Raw genomic sequence first — 19568 nt, forward strand, 5'->3', positions numbered from 1 at the left:
CCAAAATTTAAAAACTCTTCAAGCGTGATGCTTCTACATCAGCTCTGTATTACTTCCACGGTTTACGGTAATTCACTCCCTGCAAATCAAGCAGCGGTAGGTGTCCTTTCAAACGTGATAAATAGTCGGTCCAGTCTCGGTGTTGCTTGTCTGTCCAACATGCTTCTGCCATTGCGGTTAAGCGCGGGAAGACCATGTAGTCCATGCGAGACTGGTTGTTGATGATTTCACACCACAATGCTGTTTGAATGCCCCAAATGCGTTTACGTATTGGATCGTCGGCTGGCACTTCAGCGAGTGGTTCATAGTTGTAAGCTTTTTCTAGCGGCAACGGGTTAGCCCAATCCACGCCCGGTTCTTCTGGTGCGTAATCTTGGGTCATATCTAGGTAGGTGGTTTGCGCTGGTTGTAGCACCACATCGAAACCTTGGCGCGCGCAGTTCAACGCCGCTTCTTCGCTTAGCCACGAATAGATCACTGTGTCTTTGCTGACTTTGTCGCCATGCTGTGCTTCTTCCCAACCCAGCATGCGCTTGCCAAGTTTGCGCAGTTTGTCTTCGGCATGACGCAAGAAGTGCCCTTGTAACTCTTTGTAGTCGCTGTAACCCAGTTGTTCCATTAGTGCTTGGCATGCAGGGCTTTTTGACCATACGCCGTTAGGTACTTCATCCGCACCGATATGAACATAAGGGGCAGGGAACAACGCGGAGACTTCTTCCAACACTTTATCGATAAACTCATAGCTCCCCGGCAGAGCTGGGTTAATGACGTTGTCGTTGTAATGCTGAATGCTGCGGTATTCGGTGGTATCTTCTGCTTCTACCAATAGGTGTGGTAACGACTTGATGGCAGCTCGGCAGTGGCCTGGTACATCGATTTCAGGGATAACAGTGATGCCTCGTTTAGAAGCAAAGGCAACCACGTCTTTGATGTCTTCTTGAGTGTAAAAACCGCCGTAACGCTCAGCAAGGTGCGTGTACTGTGGCTCATTGGTTTCATCCAACCCACGCCATGCGCCAATATCGGTTAGTTGAGGCAATGATTTGATCTCAATTCGCCAACCTTCATCATCGGTAAGGTGCCAATGGAATGTATTGAACTTGTAGTGAGCCAACTGGTTGATCAAACGTTTGACTTGCTCAACGGAGTGAAAATGGCGAGCACAATCTAGCATCATACCGCGGTAACGAAAACGTGCTCGGTCTTTGATTGAACAGCAAACCACTTCCATTGAGGCTGGTTGATCGCCAACTTTGATCAGTTGCAATAACGTTGCACAAGCATGGGTAAAACCAGACGAAGAGCCAGCTTCAATTTTGATCGACTCTTCTGCTACCTTCAGCTTGTAGACGCCTTCATCCAAGGTTGGGTTGCCTTTGAAGATGATCTGACTGCCATTGTCTGATGCGAACTCAAATTGATGAATGCGCTTAAGCTCTTCAAGTAACCACTCTTTAGCTGAATTGGCTAAGTTTGAATAAACCGCAACGCCAGCGTGATGATTAAAGCTAAAGCAGTGATCGCTGACTTCTATATGGTTTGGTTTTGGCAATAAAGGCTGCGCATGCGTCAAGCTGGAAGGGATCTCACTACGTTCACGGTACGGCGAAGCCAATACGATCGGCGTGACATCGACTTGAGCTCGCTGCAGGTTACCGTTGACTTCAAAGTTGACCAAGGCTTCATTGAATCCATCAGAATAGTAACGGAATGGGTTCGAACCAATACTGAACTCGCAGTAAAAATGATGGTTAGCTGCCAGCACCAACCCTTCTGGTTTGAGGGTGCAGTAGCTGCCAATTTGCTTGAGCTGACCATTCGAAATACTATCCGGCAGAATGTAGCGATCAAAAGCAAAAATCAGGCTCCAATTGTGGAGATCTTGATCGCTCAAGTTATGGAAAGTCAGTCCGAAACGGCAGTTTTGCTTTTGTTCTGATAGGACGACGAGATCAACACGATATTCCATATCTACTCCTACGCCGCACTGAGCGAGTAAAGGTTATGTTCAGGTTTACCTGCAAACATAATTGCGCCTTCAATCGCGTCAAACTGTGGCTCAACAACCCATTGCTGAACTGGTGGCGAAAGCCAACGTAAAATACGTTCAGCAATGCTGCCCATTAAACAAATACGCGTTGCGCCGCGCTTGTTTAATGCCACGAGAAACATTTCTATATCAGCTGCAGTTTGCTTCAGCATCTCAATTGCTAGTGCATCACCTTGTTCTGCATGTTGGAAAATCGCAGGAGAAAACTGGCCATAATCACGAGGAAGCGCTTGTTTAGACCAAGCCACCACGTTATCAACGTCATTTTCGAAATGCGCCATGACGTGTTGTGCTAGAGGCGTTTTCTCTCTGATGCCATCTTCTGCTAACAAAACTTGTTGAACTAGGCGAAGCCCCATCACTGCGCCGCCACCTTGATCCGAAATAGGGAATTCGCGACCACCGACAACGTGCTGCTCCAATCGTTTAAGGTAGATGCCACAAGAGCCCGTTCCTGCGATCATGATTGCGCCATCTTCGCCATTGTGTGCACCAACGCACGCGCCGTAAGCATCAGTATTAAGAGTCATACTGGCAAACGGATGAGGAAGAGACATAAAGGCTTGCCAAGATGCTTTGTGCTCAGCACCTGCAAGGGCTAAGCCGACATGCATCGATGTAAAATCTTGTTGTGTCAGGCCACCTTGCTCGGCAGCCGAAGTGATGGATTCAAGAATCGAAGCCATTGCAACTTCAGCACCTAGCATGATGTTGGCGCTGCCGCTTTTGGCCTCGCCAAGAAAATTACCTTGTGAATCTTTGATCCTGGCTCGACATGACGTACCGCCACCATCGATACCGACAAAATACATCCCCATGATTATTGTTCCTTAATATTTTTAGAGGTTGCCAACTGAGAAATATGCTGAGCTTGACTCATTATCGCGAGTAAGTACCAAGCGCCATGCGGGATCCATTGTTCGCCCCAGCGCCAGTTTTGTAACATGTCGTCTTTTTGTGCTGGTGGGTTAAATGCGATGTCTTCCTCGTCTTCAAAGCCGCCAGTGATTCCGTTACACACACCGCCTTTAGCGTTGAAGAAACCATATTGAGGAAGGTAATCAGGGTTGTTACGACCGTGGCCATCAAGCATGCACATGTCGTATGGGTTTAAGCCTACAATCCAGTTCAATGCATCTTGAGCAAACACGGAAAGTTGTTGCTGTATTTCTTGCGATGCTATATGCGGTTGAGCAAGGTATGCCATGGTCGCGAGTGAGCCCAATCGAGCATTCTCGCCTTGCCACCAATAGCCGGATTCATTGTTGTGTGCGACAAAAAATGCATCGCGTTTTGACTCATTTACGCCTTTAACATACTGGCGAGGGTAACCGAATGGGTTGGTCACTTTATTCGATATTTTGATCTCAAACTCACACGCTCGGTTAACGATGCGTTTTACCGATTCTGTCTGTACGGAGTCGTCTTCAATTGCTAGGTATTCGCATAGGGCAATAACTGGTAGACCTGCTTCGGCAGCGTGAAAGTATGGACGACTGCCGTCTTCGTTTGCTGACCAGAAGTGTTGAATCTGCTCGTCGCTCATTTGGCGGGCAACTAAGCGTTGTGCCCACAAACGGCTCTCTTCCAAGTAGCGAGTTTCTTTGGTGGCTTTAAACAGTTCTACACTAGCTAGTAGCGCACAGTATTCGTCGATAATGTTTTCTTCACTATCATTGAGGTATTGCGTATTGTGCTCTTTTAAGTGCCAGTAACCATTTTCAGCAGCGTTGCGGTATTTCTGTTGATCGTATTCTCCGTGAACACCTAAACGCGACGCCGCGGCCAGCGCCGCGATGGCGACACCGCCACCTTGTCGAAAGCCTGCTTGGTAGTCGTCAAATTTGTGACCAAGTTGCGTTTCGTAGGCACAGATTTCTCGTTGTGCGGTATCTTTGCTCCACTTATCAAAGACCGTCATGTAGAAGAAGCCTTTTTCGTTTTGCATACGAACAAGGAAGTCTGCACCGAACAGGGCTTCTTCAATAAGACGTGTGCGTGTGAAGGCTGCAATGTCTTCGCTTCCTTCAAGCAATGAAAGCCCTTTTAGGATGTTCCAAACCACCATTGGAGTTTGTTGAGGGTTCAAATAATTAGCGTATGAAAGATGACTTAAATACTTACTAACGTCTCCAGATGCGTCGTACCAGCCACCGTGAACATCAACTGTTTGGTTGGCGTTGAGCACTGGCACTTGTCGATCTTGTTGATCGAAAACCCCACCGCAACGTTGTGATTTGAAGTAGTGGATCACATCTGACAGGGTTTGATTCAACAGAATATGTTCGCCAACAGTGAAAGAGGAAGAACGCGAATCTTCCACTTGTAGGAAATAGTCGCCTGAATCTGTGAAAGATGAAAAGTCGATGAGGTAGAAATAGCCCTGATGCCAGTTCGCCACTTTACCTTGTTCTTCAACCGCAAAAGTTGCCACTGTTTGCTCGCTAGTGGCACAAATCAATTGAGCAGTGTAAGAAGACAAGTGTGGTTGTTCGGTCTGGATAATGGCTTTTTTGGGGCCCAGACGTTCATAACCAATGTGGTTAGTCAGTAGCAGCATTCAATGTCTCCGGGAAACGATAAAAACAGGAATGGGCCAGGCTGAACCTGACCCTCGTTATGATTAATCTTCAAATAAGTAACAGCGGACAAAGTGGTTGTCGGACAGTTGAGTGACGCCCGGTAGTCGTTCGCGACATTTGTCGGTAGCGTGTACACAACGTCCTGCAAATGGACAGCCGACAGATTCTGGTGTCCAAAGTGGGATTTCCCCTTTGTTGCCTTTCAGCTTCTCGTGAATAGACTTCGATGGATCTGGAACCGCAGATACCAACAGTTGCGTATATGGGTGTTGAGGATCGTGAATAATTTCTTCAGTATCGCCCCATTCAACCATGTGACCTACGTACATGACCGCGAGATCTTCAGCAATGTAACGCGCTGTTGCGATGTCGTGAGTGATGTAAAGCAGAGACATTTGTTTCTCGAACTTCATCTCTTCCATCAAGTTCAGAACACCGGCACGGATTGATACATCGAGCATCGATGTTGGCTCATCCGCCAATACCACTTCTGCACCAACTGCGATGTTACGAGCTAGGTTTACACGTTGACGCTGGCCGCCAGATAGCTGGTGCGGGAACTTTTGTGCCGTTTCTTTTGGGGGAATAAGACCAACTTGTTCAAGTAGGTCGTACACACGTTCTTCCAGTTCTTTCTTGTTGCCCGGTGCTACTTTCTTATGAATCAGCAGCGGGCGCGCAATATGGTGGAAGATATTGTGCGTTGGGTTTAGCGAGCCAAATGGGTCTTGCCACACCATTTGTACGCCTTCACGATATGCCATCAAGTCTTGTCTTGAGGTGATGTCTTGAATATCACGCCCTTTGTACTCAATGATGCCGTCAGTAGGTGCGTACATTTTTGCAATCATTTTAGCGGTGGTCGATTTACCTGAACCAGATTCGCCCACTACTGACAAACCGCGGCTTTTGTACATTTTGAAAGATACGTCGTTGATAGCACGCATCTTTGACTGCTTGATTGAGTTACTGTTTAACGGGAAGTCCTTAACGACGTTTTTACCCTCAACCAGCAGTTCGCCGAGTTGTTTGCTCATAATTCTCTCCAGTGTAATTTTGTTCTTAGCTAGCGTGACTTCTGGTTTTAAACCTTGGTTTGAGCAATCGTATCGCCGTACAAGTGGCAGTTTGAATAACGACCAGGTTCAATTTGACGCAGCTGAGTCGGTACTCGTGTACAAGCTTCGTGGACACGGTCACAGCGAGCTTGGAAGCGGCAGCCTTGAGGAATCTCTAATAGGTTCAAAGGGTTGCCTGGAATACCAGTCAATTTGGTCTTAGGGCCAGTTAGTGGAGGGAAAGAGCTACCCAAACCTTTGGTGTAAGGGTGGTAAGGACTTTCCAGAATTTGTTTCGAAGGTGCGACTTCAATCAATTCACCTGAATACATGATGCCGATACGGTCAGAAAACTCGACCATCAGCGACAAGTCATGAGTAATGAACAGAATCGAGAAGCCAAACTCTTCTTTAAGCGCGTAAATCTTTTGCAGAATTTCACGTTGGACCACCACGTCTAGTGCCGTAGTTGGTTCATCCATGATGATCATCTTCGGATTCAGAGCCAGAGCAATAGCGATAACCAAACGCTGACGCATACCACCAGAGAACTGGTGCGGGTAATCGCTCAAGCGGCTAGGATGAATATCAACAATTTCCAATAGGCCTTCAGCGCGAACTCTTGCTTGAGCTCGAGTGAGTCCTGTGTGGCGCATGATTACGTCGCAGAACTGTTCTTCCATAGTGAGAACTGGGTTCAGCGCGTTCATCGCACTTTGGAATACCATCGACATTTCACTCCAACGGAATGATTGCATGCGTTGATCACTGTATTGGAGGATGTCTTCGCCATTGAAGATAACTTCACCTCCGGTGATAAACGCTGGCGGCTTATGTAAGCGCATTAGTGAGAAAGCAACGGTTGATTTACCACAGCCTGATTCACCAGCCAGACCAAAGACTTCGCCCGGTGCAATATCAAAGCTTACGTTGTTACAGGCACGGACATCGCCCGCATCTGTAATGTAGTCTACGCATAGGTTACGGATAGAAATTAGTGGTGCAGTCATGATTATTTATCTCCGCTCCATAGTGCATTTTGCGGTGCCAATTCAGGCTCACGCTCTTTCTTGTCTTTTGCTGCTAGTTTTTTCCAGCGTTTCATGCCTTTGTGAGAACGAAGCTGAGGGTTCGCAATTTCGTCAACGGCAAAGTTCAACAGAGCAAGACCAGTAACCAGTAGTGTTAGTGCAATACAAGGTGCGAGTACTTCCCACCATGCGCCAATCAACATTGCTGAAGATGTTTGTACGTTGTACAGCATGATGCCCCAGCTGATGGTGTTTGCGTCGCCAAGACCCAAGAACGAGATAACGGCTTCGGTGTTGATTGCCAGCATTACTGAACCGATGAAGCTTGCACCTACGATAGGAATTAGGTTTGGCAGAATTTCAACGAAGATGATGCGGAATGGAGATTCACCCAAAACTTCGGCTGCTTTAACGAACTCTTTCTCACGCAGTGCCATGGTTTGCGAGCGAACAACACGAGCGCCCCAAGCCCAGGAAGTACCTGCAATAATTAAGGCAATGGTGAGAGGACCTGCCTCCCCAATGAATGCCGCCAATACAAACAGCAATGGATATTGAGGAATTACTAGCATGATGTTCATTGCAGCACTCAATACGTCATCCACTTTACCGCCGAAGTAACCTGCCGAGATACCAATGACCGTAGCTAGGAAACACACGATGATGCCAGCACCGAAGCCTACCCCTAGTGATACGCGGGCACCGTAAGCCACTTGTGACCAGATGTCGCGGCCCATACGGCTAGTACCTAATACGTGATCTGCTTTTTTAGACATAACCAGCGTGCGACGATCGTCTGCTAGGTTCTTAGCCACCCAACCATCAGGGTTACTTTGCGCTTGTTTCACAACAAAGCTTGGGTACTCATGAGGATTACCAGTACGCTTGTCTGGTGCGTGTTTTGTAATTAATGGTGCTGCCACTGCAACGAAGATGAAGATCGTGATAATGGCTAAACCAATACGTGCGAACGAGTTGCCTAAAATCAGTTTGAATAAGTTTTTCATGATTATTTGCCTCCCTTGCGTAGGCGAGGGTCTAGAATCATGTACAGCATGTCAGCCATTAAGTTGAAGCACAGCATGAACATCGTCATGATAATTAGCTGACCTTGAAGTACTTGGTAGTCACGAGCGTGGATAGCGTTCAGTAGAACAGTACCTAGGCCTGGGTAGTTAAAGATCATTTCGATAATCAACTGACCACCGATAGCCATACCTAGAGACATTGAAAGTGCAGTCACACTTGGAAGTAGAGCGTTACGAGCGGCGTAGTTAAATACCACACGGTTTTCGCTTAGACCCTTACCTTTAGCCATTGTGATGTAGTCTTCAGCTAGAAGGTTGATCATGTTGTTACGCATGTTTACTAAGAAGCCACCGATTTGAACAATCGTTGCACAAAATAGAGGCAGTACCGCGTGGTAACCAACGTCTTTAATGAATGCCCAGCTTGACCAATCTGGCACGGTGCCTGGTGTATAAGCGTAGCCAGATGGGAACCATTTCAAGCCAATTGAAAAGGTAAACAGCGCTAGCATTGCGATAACCATTTGTGGGATAGCTTGGATGATCAGTGTGCCTGGTGTTACGAAGGCATCGTAACGACTACCACGTTTCCAAGCGGCGAAGATGCCAAGAACTGATGCGATTGAGAAAGAAAGTACAACCGCTGTACCAGCTAGGAACAGAGACCAGCCAAATGCACTGCCAAGTAGAGAGTTTACTGAAAGCGGATAGAACTGAATTGAAGTACCTAGCTCCCAGCTTAGAATGTTTTTAATGTAGGACAGGTATTGGATGTAAATAGGACCATCAACGAAACCTAGCAATTCTTTCATTGCTGCGATTCGCTCTGGCGTTACCTGTACTGAAGCGTTCGCAAACATCATGGTAACTGGGTCACCAGGCATTGCTCGCGGAATAATAAAGTTTAACGTCGCCGCAACTAAGAGCGCGACAAGATAGAACGACAAACGTCTTAAAAAATAACCCATAACTCACACCTTACTCACCCAGATTTTTCCCCTGTTTCTGGTTTCAGGTCGCCCCTAGCGAAATTTAGAGCGAAAAATCCCCTGACGACGAGCGCCACATATTGGTTTCGTTATTAGGGGATTTTTATAGGCGGCACACGGGATGTGTGCCGCGAGAAATGAACTTCTACTTATTTAACTGGTTTTAGGTCCAGTACGTGAAGTAGACGCTCTGGGATACCAGCCCAAATGTTTGGACGGCCCTTAGGATTTTCTTCGTTCCACCAACCAGTGAAGCGAGTTGTGTTGTATTGGTACATGTAAGCGCCAGACAACACAGGGATAGTAACTTGATCCTGAGCGATGATTTGCTGGATACCATGAGCGATTTCTAGCTGCTCTTGCTTATCAGCTGTTTTGTAGAAGCTGTTAAGTAGGCTGTCTAGCTTGTCGTTCTTGTAGAAGTGCATCGCGAAACGAGGCATACCATCGCCAGATTGTAGCTTCGAGTTGTAACCGCTATCCCAGTACAAGTGTGGATCTGCACCGTGGAAGTAGTTGGTGTAAGCAACGTCGTAAGTACCTTCTAGCATTGCTTGGTTGTACACAGAGAAGTCTGGAGTACGAGCACGTGCTTTAATACCAACTTCAGCTAGTTGCTCAACCGCTAGTTGTACTGTGTTGTTGAAGTCCGTCCAACCGTTTGGCGATTGAATTAGAAGCTCAAAAGACTTACCTGATGGTGTGTCTACGAAGCCATCTTTGTTCACGTCTTTGAAGCCAGCTTTCGCTAGAAGTTTCTTAGCACCTTCAACGTTGTACGTGTTGTAGCCTTTGTACTTGTTGTGAGTTGCTTCGTCAGACCAAGCTTCGAATGCGTAGCCAAGGCCAGATGCGAAGTCGTTCACTGTACCGCCACCGTAGAATGCGATGTCGATGATAGTTTGACGGTCAAGCGCCATAGAGAACGCGCGACGGAAGTCAACGTTTGTTAGTGCTTCGTTCTTAGCAGCGTCTGGGTTTTTGAAGTTCACTACGAACGCTTGAGTACCCGCTGGCGGGTACCAGTAGTGGTGGTTCGGGCTTGCTGCTGCGTAAGTACGGTCAATGTCAGGAACGAATGAAGAAGTCCAGTCCATCTCGCCGTTAACAATCTTACCTAGGAATTGGTCGTTGTTTGCGATTTGAGGTACACGTAGACAGTCAACATCTAGGTTGTCAGCATCCCAGTAGTTCGGGTTTTGACATTGGATGTACAATTGTGGAGTGAACGTATCGATCACTGTGAATGGGCCTGAACCTACAGGATTTTCGTTAGTAAACGTTGCTGGATCTTTCACTTTGCTCCATACGTGCTTAGGTACAACTGGTACTTTAGCAATTTCGTAAGGAACGTTAGAGTTTGCTTCGCTTAGACGGAATTTAACTTGGTAGTCGTTAACTTTCTCAACACCAGTAACCCAAGAGTTGATGCCTGACTGGTCTAGCTCAGGTTTCTCTTTTACTAGGTTGAAAGAGTAAACAACGTCGTCAGCAGTGAATGCTTGACCATCAGACCATTTCACGCCTTTACGGATATCGAAAGTTACGCTCATTAGGTCGTCAGCCATTTTGAAGTTTTCAGCTAGACGGAATACCGGAGTGTTACCGTGCATTTCGTTGAAAACAACTAGTGGCTCGTAGATGAAGTCGGTTGTTGTGTGCAAGTTAGTTGCACCCAAGAAAGGGTTAAAGTTACGAACGAAAGTTGTAAACTCTTTAGGGTGGATAGTCAGTTCACTGCGTTCAGCCGCAGTAGCTACCGATGCAAAACCTGTAGTAGCTGTTGCAATAATTGCTGTTGCTAGTGCTGTTTTTTTAATATTGGCAAGCATAGCTGTTCCTTACTATTTGCTTTCATTTCACTAAATGGAATTGAATGTCATCAATTGATAAACACTCTCCAAGACCTACCTCTTCGTTTTTCGTTACTTACGCTTTTCACATTAAGTCTCGTTAAGAGTGGCCTGTAGGCCTTAGGCAGGAGTAAGAAAACACCTTATCCATAAAATAATCAAACTCGATTCCCGTTAAAAACGTTAAAAACACACCCGTCCACGTCATAAACGTCATTTTGTTTGCTTTTAGCTCGTTCTTGGTTGAAAAATGAACATTGATATGTGTCGCAGTTTATATCCGTGTTTTTCTTGTGTGTTAGTGGTTGCTAACATTGAGGTCTAGGTGTTTAAGGGGTTCTTTCTGTCTTTGTAAGGTTCGGAGATCTAGCTCACATGCGCTGAAAGCGTTAATTAATCAGGTGAAATTTAATCTGCCGTTCTGTTGTGATTGACTTCGCAATCTCTGTCAATTGTTGGTCAATTTCCGTTTGGAATATGAAAAATCGTCTTTTTTACCAGCGAAATTAAGGGGGTGATTATGCTTTTTTTACAAGAAAAATGAAGTCTAATTTCCCATTTATCAAAGAAGAATGGCGGATTGATAAATAGTGCAATACAACACTTTTTAACTACGGTGTTTTTTCGTTTAAAGAAGAGGAGAGTTCCGTCGAAGCTGCTAGGAAATGAGCTCAATTAAGAAGAGTGCTTGAGGTCGTCGCTAAGATTAATGGTGTTTGTGAAAATGTCAGCTCGTACTTGTTCGTTGAGTGCATAGGAGCATACATTCACCGTTTACATGTCATGCATTTTGTTTTTTGAGAGGGGAGAGTGCGTACCACCCATAGGTAGAAAACAATAGGTATAAAAAGCCCCGCATTGAGCGAGGCTTGTATTTTATGAGAGGTTTAGCTAGTGAGCAGTCTTTGCAATTTATCGCGCTGTGCTTCGATGTAAGCACGTTCAGGGCTCTGTTCTTTACAGTGTTCAAGAATAAACTCAATCGAACTCAGAACCGTTCTCCAGCGCGGTGTTTTAGGCAGAGTTTCGATACGCATGTATTTATCGAGCGTTCGGGTTTGCAGTGTGCTTCGGTCGAGGTAGACGCGCCACAGTCCACTTTGTTCGGCAAACGCAAATTTACTTTCACCCGTAACAGACTCCCAATAGTCTAATGCATGCGTCATGGCATCGACTAACACTTCACGCATCAAATCTTGCTTATCTTTTTTGTTGCCCAAAGCCTTATCAGCCAAACGAGTAAACTCGCCACCAAGCTCTTTGAGTTTCTGCAACTGGTCTCTATCACCATCGAATGCATAACTTGAGAGTACTTCTACCGCAGTTTCTAGGTTATGAATACGCGCGGCGTTAGCTCCACCACCGACATTAAAGATGTACATCACATCTAAGCCGGAGCCTTCTGGCAGTTTTAGAATGTCGGCTTCAATGTTTTGACGAATATCCTCAATGTAGATATCAATTTTGCCGCAATAATGAGGCTGCTTCACCGTCAAATATTTTGGTGCGATCAGTTCGTCAGCTGACGAGCGTTTAAGTTGCTCTAAACTGCGTTTGAATAGCTTACAAGCCGCTTCGTTAGCAAAACGAATACGCTGATCTTCTCGCAGACAAATAATAGCTTCCGGTGCAGATTCTAGCTGTTCCAACAAACGACCTTGAGTTTCAAGAAGGCTTGCTTCGACGACAGCACGTTGTCGAAGTTCTGACTCCAGCACTTTGTTTTCCATATGGCGCATTTCCGCTTTACTTGCTGTTAAATGCGCTTGGATACGTGCCGCCAACTCTTGTTTGTTGAATGGCTTCGATAAGTAGTCATTCGCGCCTGCTTCAAAGCCTCTCACACGGTCTTCTGTTTGGCTGAGAGCGGTGAGCATAATGATCGGTAGCTCAGCATGATCATAGGTTTCACGTAGTTCACTACATACTTGGTAGCCGCTCATGCCGGGCATCATAATGTCGAGTAACAGCAGTTCCGGCTTTTCTTGTTCAACCAGCGCCAGCGTTTCTGGGCCATCTGAAACGGTACGAACGCGGTATCCTTCTAGGCGCAAGAAGCTTTCCAGTACTCGCAAGTTAACGGGTTCATCATCTGCGACGTAAAGCAGTGGGCCATCAGGGTTCTCGGGTAGCGATAAGTCGTCGCCATTTTCCAAATTAATCTCAGGAATTTGAAAGTGCCCGCGCGCCACTAAGGTTTGAGTTGCTTGGATTTCTTCTTCGCTGGCCAATGGCAAGGTGAAACTAAACGTGGTGCCGACCATCGGTTGACTGCTTACGTAAAGCGAACCGCCCATCAACTCAATCAGTTGGCGGCTAATCGATAGTCCCAGTCCCGCACCTTGACGATAGCGACTTGCATCTTGACCAGCTTGAATTAAAGGCTCAAAAATATGCTCAAGATGTTCTGCTGGAATCCCCTGACCAGTATCGACCACTTGCACTCGGACGTGATCGTCAACAATGGTAGCGGAAATGACGATCTTACCTTCTGAGGTGTATTTAATGGCATTGCCAATCAAGTTATACAGCACTTGCTCTAGGCGTTGAGGATCGGCCGAAACGGCTTTCAGGTCGGCTGGTACTTGGTTGATGATGCGAATGGTCTTATTGCCTAGCAGGTGATTAGAAAGCTCAAGCACCAAGCGTGTTGCACTGGCTAAGCTTACTGCCGATTTTTGGATATCCATGCTGCCATAGCGCATTTTGTGGTAATCCAATAAATCGTCTACGAGGTTAGCTAAGCGTTGACCACTTTTGATAATGATATCAAGTTGGTATTTTTGACTGGCGGGAATGACTCCATTTGCTCCTGACACAAGGGTTTCTGCTATCCCAACCATGCCATGTAGCGGTGTACGCAATTCGTGCGAGGTTGTTGCGAGGAACTCATCTTTCAGTTTATCAGCCAGTTGCAACTCATCATTTTGCTTTTGAATCAGCTTGATGTTGCTTTCAAGTTCTTCGTTTTGCTGTTTAATGGTTTGGATTTTTTCTCGAATCGAGCGCTGCATACGTTCGAAGCTGATAGCCAAGCGACCGATTTCATCTTTACGTTCGGTATTGAATGTCGTTTCGTCGAGGTCGCCAGCGGATACTTTCTCCGCCGCCCAAGTCAGCTTCAGCAGTGGTGATGTAATGAAGTTGGACAAATAATGCGATGCAATCACCACAAGAATGATCGCGATTAGCATGGCGATAACGAAGAGCTTTTCCAGTTGATGAATGCGTGAAAACGCCTCTTTTTCTGGAAGTTGAACCACGAGCGCCCATGTAATACCGCGTGTTTGAATTGGGGCAAATGCAGCGATAATTTCTTCGCCAAGTCCATTGGTGTAGGTGCCAACGTCGGTTTGTCCCGCTAAAGCTTTATCGATGACTTCAAGACTGTTTTGAATACTGTCTTGCTTGGTATTAATCGTACGTGGCTGCTGATCGCTGCCGACCAGTAGAGTGTTGATGGACGATTCACGGTTCTTATCTGCGATCAGCTTGGTAATGCCGTTGTTTGGTAAACGGAACATAGCATAGCTGTGCAAATAGCCTTGTTGAACGATAGGTGCACCAAGCCAAGCGACTTGTCGACCATGTTCCAGTTCAAAATCAGAAATAATGACGGGCGTATAATCTTCATTCACTTTGCGGCGTTCGTTGACGTCATCAGCTAGACGTTTAAAGGTTTTACCTAATGCCGAGTCTTTGTAGCGCCCCGTTAGTAGGTTAGTACCGTAGTTGTCATCTTTGTTGATGGAATAAGTCACGTTGCCGTTAATATCGACCAGCAAAATATCATTAAAATCTGAGCGTTTGAGTAGCTCCAGATACGCCCAGTGATAACGTTTGTGGAGTAAGCGATAACGTTCACTGCCGACATAATTTGAGGACTCCGGCAAAATCGATGTTTTGATTTGGTCACCGCTGCCTTCGATATAACGTTGCTGAGCATTTTCACGTGCTTCTTCAATATCATTGCCTAAACGGCTAAATGCATTGACGAGGCCGTAAAAACGACCACCACTGGCATACGCGAGCTCAGAGCGTACAAATCCCATGACTTCGGTTTCTTGCGCTTCGAAGTAGTCGAGGATCTGTTGTTGTTTGGTATCACGAACAGAAAGCAGATGTGAAGTGCTCTGTTCTTGCAGATCTTTACTATGGGATTGCAGGAAAAAAATCGCAGTGATGGTAAGAGGCGTAATGCTGAGGACAAGAAACGCAGTCATCAGCGTACTCTGAAGGCGCTTAAATTTCTGTTTTTTGTAGAATTTAAACATGGATAAGATTACAACTCGTAAAGGGCTTGCACGGGTTGAAGGTGCTCGCCTAGGTTCTCGTTAAAAACGGATAAGAAGTTAAATTCGATAGAATTAACAAAATTAACGAGTTTTTTTTCTTTGACAAGAAAGTTAGTTGCAAAGCGTGCAGAGTCACGCAGTTTTTCTTACAAATGGGGCAATTTTAGGAAAGAAGCGCGCAGGTTCTTGCCTGCGCGGCTCACCATTACGATTTTTTCGCGTAGTAGATAGAGAACTTATTGGTCTTATTTAGCGTCTCGCAATTATTGAATGCATTCTCAATAATTGGTGGGTATTTCAAGAAGCTGTTCGCAACAATGATCATCTCACCATGGTTTGAAAGGTGTTGTGGCGCGTGACCTAACAGAGTTTCAGCAGCGTTGTAATTGGTGTCTAAACCACTGTGGAATGGCGGGTTGCTGATGATAAATCGGTAGTCATTGGCCGTATCTGAGTAAATGTCAGACGCAAACACGCGACCAGACAAACCGTTGGCTTCAAGCGTTGCTTGGCTTGAGGTGATGGCATACGCGTTGATGTCACACATCTCAATCGCAATTTCTGGGTTTGCTTTCGCCATGAACGCGCCTAAAACACCGGCACCACAACCAAAATCGAGCACTTTGCCTGACAAGTTAGGTAAGGTTTCCAGTAGTAGACGGCTGCCTAAGTCAAATTGACCATGACTGAATACGCCCGGTAAACTTTTTACTGTAAGTGACTGCTCACCAAGGGTTACCGTGTAAGACTTAAACCAATCTTCTTGATTGAATGGCTTTGGCTCATTTAAGCAATTACCCCAGTAGAAAGAGCAGCGGCGAGCTGAGTCGTATTTGTTCACAGGGCCATATTCTTTGAACATCTTTTCAATGCTCTTTACACCGGAACGGTTTTCACCGACAACCACAATCTCCGTGTTCACGCCCAGTTTAGCCATAAGCATGGCAAGCAAATATTCGGCTTCTGCTTTCGCTTTTGGCCAATACAGCAGGAGCATGTCGGCTTGAGTATCCACATCAAATTCAGAACCAAAATGGCTTTTTATTTTGTCTGAGTGACGGATTTGACGGAAATAGCTGTAGTTTGAAGTAAAAACTTCGACCGATTCACAGTGTGCGGTCAGTTCCAGAGGGAACATATCTTCGACTTCACCTGCAACTAAAACATGTTTTCCGTTGAAGTACTCTAGCTGACGCTGAGCGATTTGGCTTGGAGCGATATAGGCAGACATAAATTTGGTTCATCAGAAATAATTAGGGCCAGATTTTCGCACAATCTGGCCCAAGCTTGAAGCTGTTGCTTACTATTCAGTGGCGGCTAGCTGTTGTCTTGTTGGTTGAGGAAGTCTTTGAATTCCTCTTCATAGATATTAAACAGCACCATGGTGACCGCAAAAATCAGTGGGCCATAAATCAAACCAATCAAACCAAATAAGTGCAGACCACCCAATAATGAGAAGAAAATCATTAAGGTATTCATGCCTGCGCTGCCTTGCATCAACAATGGACGCAACAAGTTATCAATCGAACCGACGATGACTACACTCCATGCGGTTAGGAAGATTGCCCACGTCATATCACCGGTGAGGAACAAGTACGCGGCGGCTGGTATCCAGATCAACGCCGTACCGACAACTGGAATGAAGGAAGCAAAGCCCATCATGGTGCCCCAGAATAAACCAGGGAAGCCAGCTAGCCACATACCGATACCGCCCGCTAAGCCTTGCGCGATAGCCGTTAAAAACGAGCCCATGACTGCGGACTTCGAAACTTGTTCTATCTCGGTCAAGATTCTATCTTCTTGGCTACGAGAGAGTGGCAGAATATGTCGAATTGCCGAAATGATTTTGTCGTGGTCACGTAATAGGAAGAAAAGCACAAACAGCATCAAGAAAAAATCCATCAAGAAGTTTGTTGCGTCACCCAGAATTTTCGCACTGATCGCGACAAGGTTTGAACCAAAAGTGGTAGCAAATTGCCCGATTTTTTCGGCGATGGCTTTGGGCTCGATTTTATCAAAAGGTAAGTACTCATTAACAATGGATAGACCTTTGATAACCCAAGGATGTTGGAAGATATCTTGAATGCCACCATTGGTGACCCATTTGTACGTGTTCTGAGAAAAAACGGAGCCTTGTTGAACAATTGCAGCAAACACAAACAGTAGTGGAATGACAATAATGAAAGTCAAAACTACGCACGTGAGCAGCGATGCCGAATTTTTGTGTTTTGGCATTTTACGCTCAAACCACTCATGCACAGGAAACATAAGCAGTGAGATAATGAAAGCCATTACGATCGAATTGATGTAAGGCTCGACCAATAAATAGCAAGCAAAAGCAGCGGCGAGTAGAGCGATCATTAATACACGATGACTCGACGTGATTTTTACGTTGTTTGGCATGAGATAAATCCAACTTACGGATGACGTTTACAGTGGCTCGCGTTGATATCAGCGCGAAACCTTTATTACTTTGCACCGGCTTTCCTTTCAGCCTTATGACACAGCTGAATTGGGAAGGGGTAAATGACCTTGTTATAATGACTACAAATCAGATGGTTATCAATCAAGAGATGAAAAATGGGTTGTTGTAACGGCGATAAGAAATGTAAATCTGAGAAGAAAACCAAACGTATTCCGTGGTTTGGCATTGTTCTAGGCGTGTTAGCTGTCTTGGTAATTTTGAACTGGCAATAAAAAAGGACCTTCCGGTCCTTTTCTTATAACTTGCGTATAGCGCTTATTTTGCTTCTGCCGCAATGATTGCAAAACAGCGATCCGCCGCTTCTAGTGTCGCGTCGATCTCTTTTGAACCGTGCGCTAGAGACGTAAAGCTTGCTTCGAATGCTGATGGCGCGAGGTATACGCCGTGATCTAGCATTAAGTGGAAGAAACGCTTGAATCGTTCGATGTCGCACTTAGTTACGTCTTCGTAGCAAGTTACTGTTTCTTGGTCAGTGAAGAAGAAGCCGAACATGCCGCCCACTTGGTTAACAACTAGTGGGATACCGTGTTTCTCTGCTAGAGACTTAAAGCCATCTGCCAGTTGCTTAGTTTTAGAAGCTAGGCGTTTTTCATTGCCTTCTTCTTTTAGAAGGTTCAAACAGGCAAAACCTGCAGCCATTGCCACTGGGTTACCAGAAAGCGTACCAGCTTGGTAAACAGGGCCTGTAGGCGCAACGTATTGCATCACTTCTTTACGGCCACCGAAAGCACCCACAGGCATACCGCCGCCGATTACTTTACCTAGTGTGGTTAGATCTGGTTTGATGTTGTAGTGTGCTTGTGCGCCGCCAAGTGCGACACGGAAGCCTGTCATTACTTCATCAAAAATCAGCAGTGCGCCTTCTTGATCACAGATTTCACGCAGGCCTTCGTGGAAGCCTTCTACTGGTGGGATACAGTTCATGTTGCCCGCTACTGGTTCAACGATGATACATGCGATCTCACCTTTGTTCGCTGCAAACAGTTCACGTACAGAATCTAGATCGTTAAATGTTGCCGTTAGCGTGTGCTTAGCAAAGTCTGCAGGAACGCCTGGAGAGCTTGGTTGGCCTAGAGTTAGTGCGCCAGAGCCAGCTTTTACTAGCAAACTGTCTGCGTGACCGTGGTAACAGCCTTCAAACTTCATGATCTTGTCACGACCAGTAAAGCCACGAGCGAGACGAATCGCACTCATGGTTGCTTCTGTACCAGAACTTACCATGCGGATTTGTTCCATTGATGGTACGAGTTCAGACACTAGTTCTGCCATCGCGATTTCCATCTCTGTTGGTGCGCCAAAGCTCAGGCCACGTTGTGCCGCGTCGATAACCGCTTCACGAATAACAGCGTGGTTGTGGCCAAGAATCATTGGACCCCAAGAGCCAACGTAATCAATGTACGCTTTACCATCGGCATCAAAAATCAGTGCACCGTCTGCTCGTTCGATAAATAGCGGAGAACCGCCAACGCCATTGAATGCACGAACTGGTGAATTTACACCGCCAGGAATGGTTTGCTGAGCTTTTTGATACAGCTCTGATGATTTGGTCATGGGGTTATCCTCTTTTGATTGCTCGGACCAAGTGGGGCGCATTGTACCTAGCTATAATCAAGTTAGAAACGTTTTGCTTAATTTATGTGTTGTTTCGCAGTGTAATCTTACATATCAGCGACCAATCTAAAGAATCGGCGGCGAATACTTGAACGAGTTTGTCAGGTATTGGATAATCGTCCTCAATTAGCACAAATTTGACGTCTTGCTCCAGGCTTGACGCATTACACGAGTGAGAGAGGTCTTCGTGAGCGAAGTAAACGTACCATTATCTTTTTCTGATGCTGCAGCATCTCGCGTTAAGGCACTGATTGCAGAAGAAGAAAACCCGGCATTGAAATTGCGCGTATACATTACTGGTGGCGGTTGTAGCGGCTTCCAATACGGCTTTACTTTCGATGAGAACGTAAATGACGGCGATACAACCATCGAAAACAGTGGCGTGACACTGGTTGTTGACCCAATGAGCCTGCAATACCTGATTGGCGGCATTGTGGATTACACCGAAGGGTTGGAAGGCGCTCGCTTCTTCGTTAACAACCCGAATGCAACAACCACATGTGGTTGTGGTGCATCATTTAGCGTGTAATTGACACGATGACAGGCAGCCAATTGGCTGCCTGAGTTTTACGTAGCAGGATGTCAC

General features: G+C 46.0%; 13 protein-coding genes. 1 reads left to right on the forward strand and 12 read right to left on the reverse strand.

Annotated features, from left to right (window positions below):
* Positions 1 to 49: 49 nt before the first annotated feature.
* The 12 genes from UF05_RS03585 to hemL all read right to left on the reverse strand — a co-directional run bounded on the left by UF05_RS03585 (position 50) and on the right by hemL (position 18922).
* Positions 50 to 1969 carry a beta-N-acetylhexosaminidase gene (locus tag UF05_RS03585; protein WP_045545333.1) on the reverse strand — a complete coding sequence of 640 codons (1920 nt, stop codon included), beginning with the start codon at positions 1967 to 1969 and terminating at the stop codon, positions 50 to 52.
* Between the two features lie 8 nt (positions 1970 to 1977).
* Positions 1978 to 2868 carry an N-acetylglucosamine kinase gene (locus UF05_RS03590; RefSeq protein ID WP_045545332.1) on the reverse strand — a complete coding sequence of 297 codons (891 nt, stop codon included), beginning with the start codon at positions 2866 to 2868 and terminating at the stop codon, positions 1978 to 1980.
* 2 nt (positions 2869 to 2870) lie between these two features.
* Positions 2871 to 4610, reverse strand: a complete 1740-nt coding sequence (locus UF05_RS03595) for a glycoside hydrolase family 9 protein (RefSeq protein WP_025632492.1) — start codon at positions 4608 to 4610, stop codon at positions 2871 to 2873.
* A 63-nt stretch (positions 4611 to 4673) separates the two neighbouring features.
* Entirely contained in the window at positions 4674 to 5669 is a 996-nt protein-coding gene (locus UF05_RS03600; RefSeq protein WP_005461254.1) for an ABC transporter ATP-binding protein, read from the reverse strand.
* A gap of 47 nt (positions 5670 to 5716) precedes the next feature.
* Positions 5717 to 6700 (reverse strand): ABC transporter ATP-binding protein, encoded by a 984-nt coding sequence (locus tag UF05_RS03605; protein ID WP_020841243.1) that lies wholly within the window; start codon positions 6698 to 6700, stop codon positions 5717 to 5719.
* 2 nt (positions 6701 to 6702) lie between these two features.
* A complete protein-coding gene (locus UF05_RS03610) occupies positions 6703 to 7728 on the reverse strand; it encodes an ABC transporter permease (RefSeq protein ID WP_045545331.1) in 1026 nt (341 codons plus the stop codon).
* 2 nt (positions 7729 to 7730) lie between these two features.
* Complete coding sequence (locus UF05_RS03615; protein WP_005461259.1) at positions 7731 to 8717, reverse strand: ABC transporter permease; 987 nt, start codon at positions 8715 to 8717, stop codon at positions 7731 to 7733.
* A 170-nt stretch (positions 8718 to 8887) separates the two neighbouring features.
* On the reverse strand, positions 8888 to 10570 hold the full coding sequence (locus UF05_RS03620) for an ABC transporter substrate-binding protein (RefSeq protein ID WP_005461274.1): 1683 nt from the start codon (positions 10568 to 10570) through the stop codon (positions 8888 to 8890).
* Between the two features lie 908 nt (positions 10571 to 11478).
* Positions 11479 to 14865 (reverse strand): hybrid sensor histidine kinase/response regulator, encoded by a 3387-nt coding sequence (locus UF05_RS03625; protein ID WP_005461251.1) that lies wholly within the window; start codon positions 14863 to 14865, stop codon positions 11479 to 11481.
* A 226-nt stretch (positions 14866 to 15091) separates the two neighbouring features.
* On the reverse strand, positions 15092 to 16117 hold the full coding sequence (gene rsmC / locus UF05_RS03630) for a 16S rRNA (guanine(1207)-N(2))-methyltransferase RsmC (RefSeq protein ID WP_045545330.1): 1026 nt from the start codon (positions 16115 to 16117) through the stop codon (positions 15092 to 15094).
* A gap of 86 nt (positions 16118 to 16203) precedes the next feature.
* Positions 16204 to 17289, reverse strand: coding sequence for an AI-2E family transporter (locus tag UF05_RS03635; RefSeq protein WP_005461253.1), 1086 nt, complete (start codon positions 17287 to 17289; stop codon positions 16204 to 16206).
* 337 nt (positions 17290 to 17626) lie between these two features.
* On the reverse strand, positions 17627 to 18922 hold the full coding sequence (gene hemL, locus UF05_RS03640) for a glutamate-1-semialdehyde 2,1-aminomutase (protein ID WP_005488434.1): 1296 nt from the start codon (positions 18920 to 18922) through the stop codon (positions 17627 to 17629).
* Between the two features lie 247 nt (positions 18923 to 19169).
* Here hemL and erpA point away from each other — a divergent pair, with 247 nt between their 5' ends.
* Positions 19170 to 19511 carry an iron-sulfur cluster insertion protein ErpA gene (gene erpA / locus UF05_RS03645; RefSeq protein WP_005461279.1) on the forward strand — a complete coding sequence of 114 codons (342 nt, stop codon included), beginning with the start codon at positions 19170 to 19172 and terminating at the stop codon, positions 19509 to 19511.
* Positions 19512 to 19568: the final 57 nt, after the last annotated feature.

Source organism: Vibrio sp. S457-15 (assembly GCF_000960545.1).
Taxonomy (GTDB): domain Bacteria; phylum Pseudomonadota; class Gammaproteobacteria; order Enterobacterales; family Vibrionaceae; genus Vibrio; species Vibrio parahaemolyticus.

Bases quoted from the DNA above. Each gene is read 5' to 3' on its own strand.
- UF05_RS03585 (WP_045545333.1), bottom strand. From the start codon at position 1,969: ATGGAATATCGTGTTGATCTCGTCGTCCTATCAGAACAAAAGCAAAAC.
- UF05_RS03590 (WP_045545332.1), bottom strand. From the start codon at position 2,868: ATGGGGATGTATTTTGTCGGTATCGATGGTGGCGGTACGTCATGTCGA.
- UF05_RS03595 (WP_025632492.1), bottom strand. From the start codon at position 4,610: ATGCTGCTACTGACTAACCACATTGGTTATGAACGTCTGGGCCCCAAA.
- UF05_RS03600 (WP_005461254.1), bottom strand. From the start codon at position 5,669: ATGAGCAAACAACTCGGCGAACTGCTGGTTGAGGGTAAAAACGTCGTT.
- UF05_RS03605 (WP_020841243.1), bottom strand. From the start codon at position 6,700: ATGACTGCACCACTAATTTCTATCCGTAACCTATGCGTAGACTACATT.
- UF05_RS03610 (WP_045545331.1), bottom strand. From the start codon at position 7,728: ATGAAAAACTTATTCAAACTGATTTTAGGCAACTCGTTCGCACGTATT.
- UF05_RS03615 (WP_005461259.1), bottom strand. From the start codon at position 8,717: ATGGGTTATTTTTTAAGACGTTTGTCGTTCTATCTTGTCGCGCTCTTA.
- UF05_RS03620 (WP_005461274.1), bottom strand. From the start codon at position 10,570: ATGCTTGCCAATATTAAAAAAACAGCACTAGCAACAGCAATTATTGCA.
- UF05_RS03625 (WP_005461251.1), bottom strand. From the start codon at position 14,865: ATGTTTAAATTCTACAAAAAACAGAAATTTAAGCGCCTTCAGAGTACG.
- rsmC (WP_045545330.1), bottom strand. From the start codon at position 16,117: ATGTCTGCCTATATCGCTCCAAGCCAAATCGCTCAGCGTCAGCTAGAG.
- UF05_RS03635 (WP_005461253.1), bottom strand. From the start codon at position 17,289: ATGCCAAACAACGTAAAAATCACGTCGAGTCATCGTGTATTAATGATC.
- hemL (WP_005488434.1), bottom strand. From the start codon at position 18,922: ATGACCAAATCATCAGAGCTGTATCAAAAAGCTCAGCAAACCATTCCT.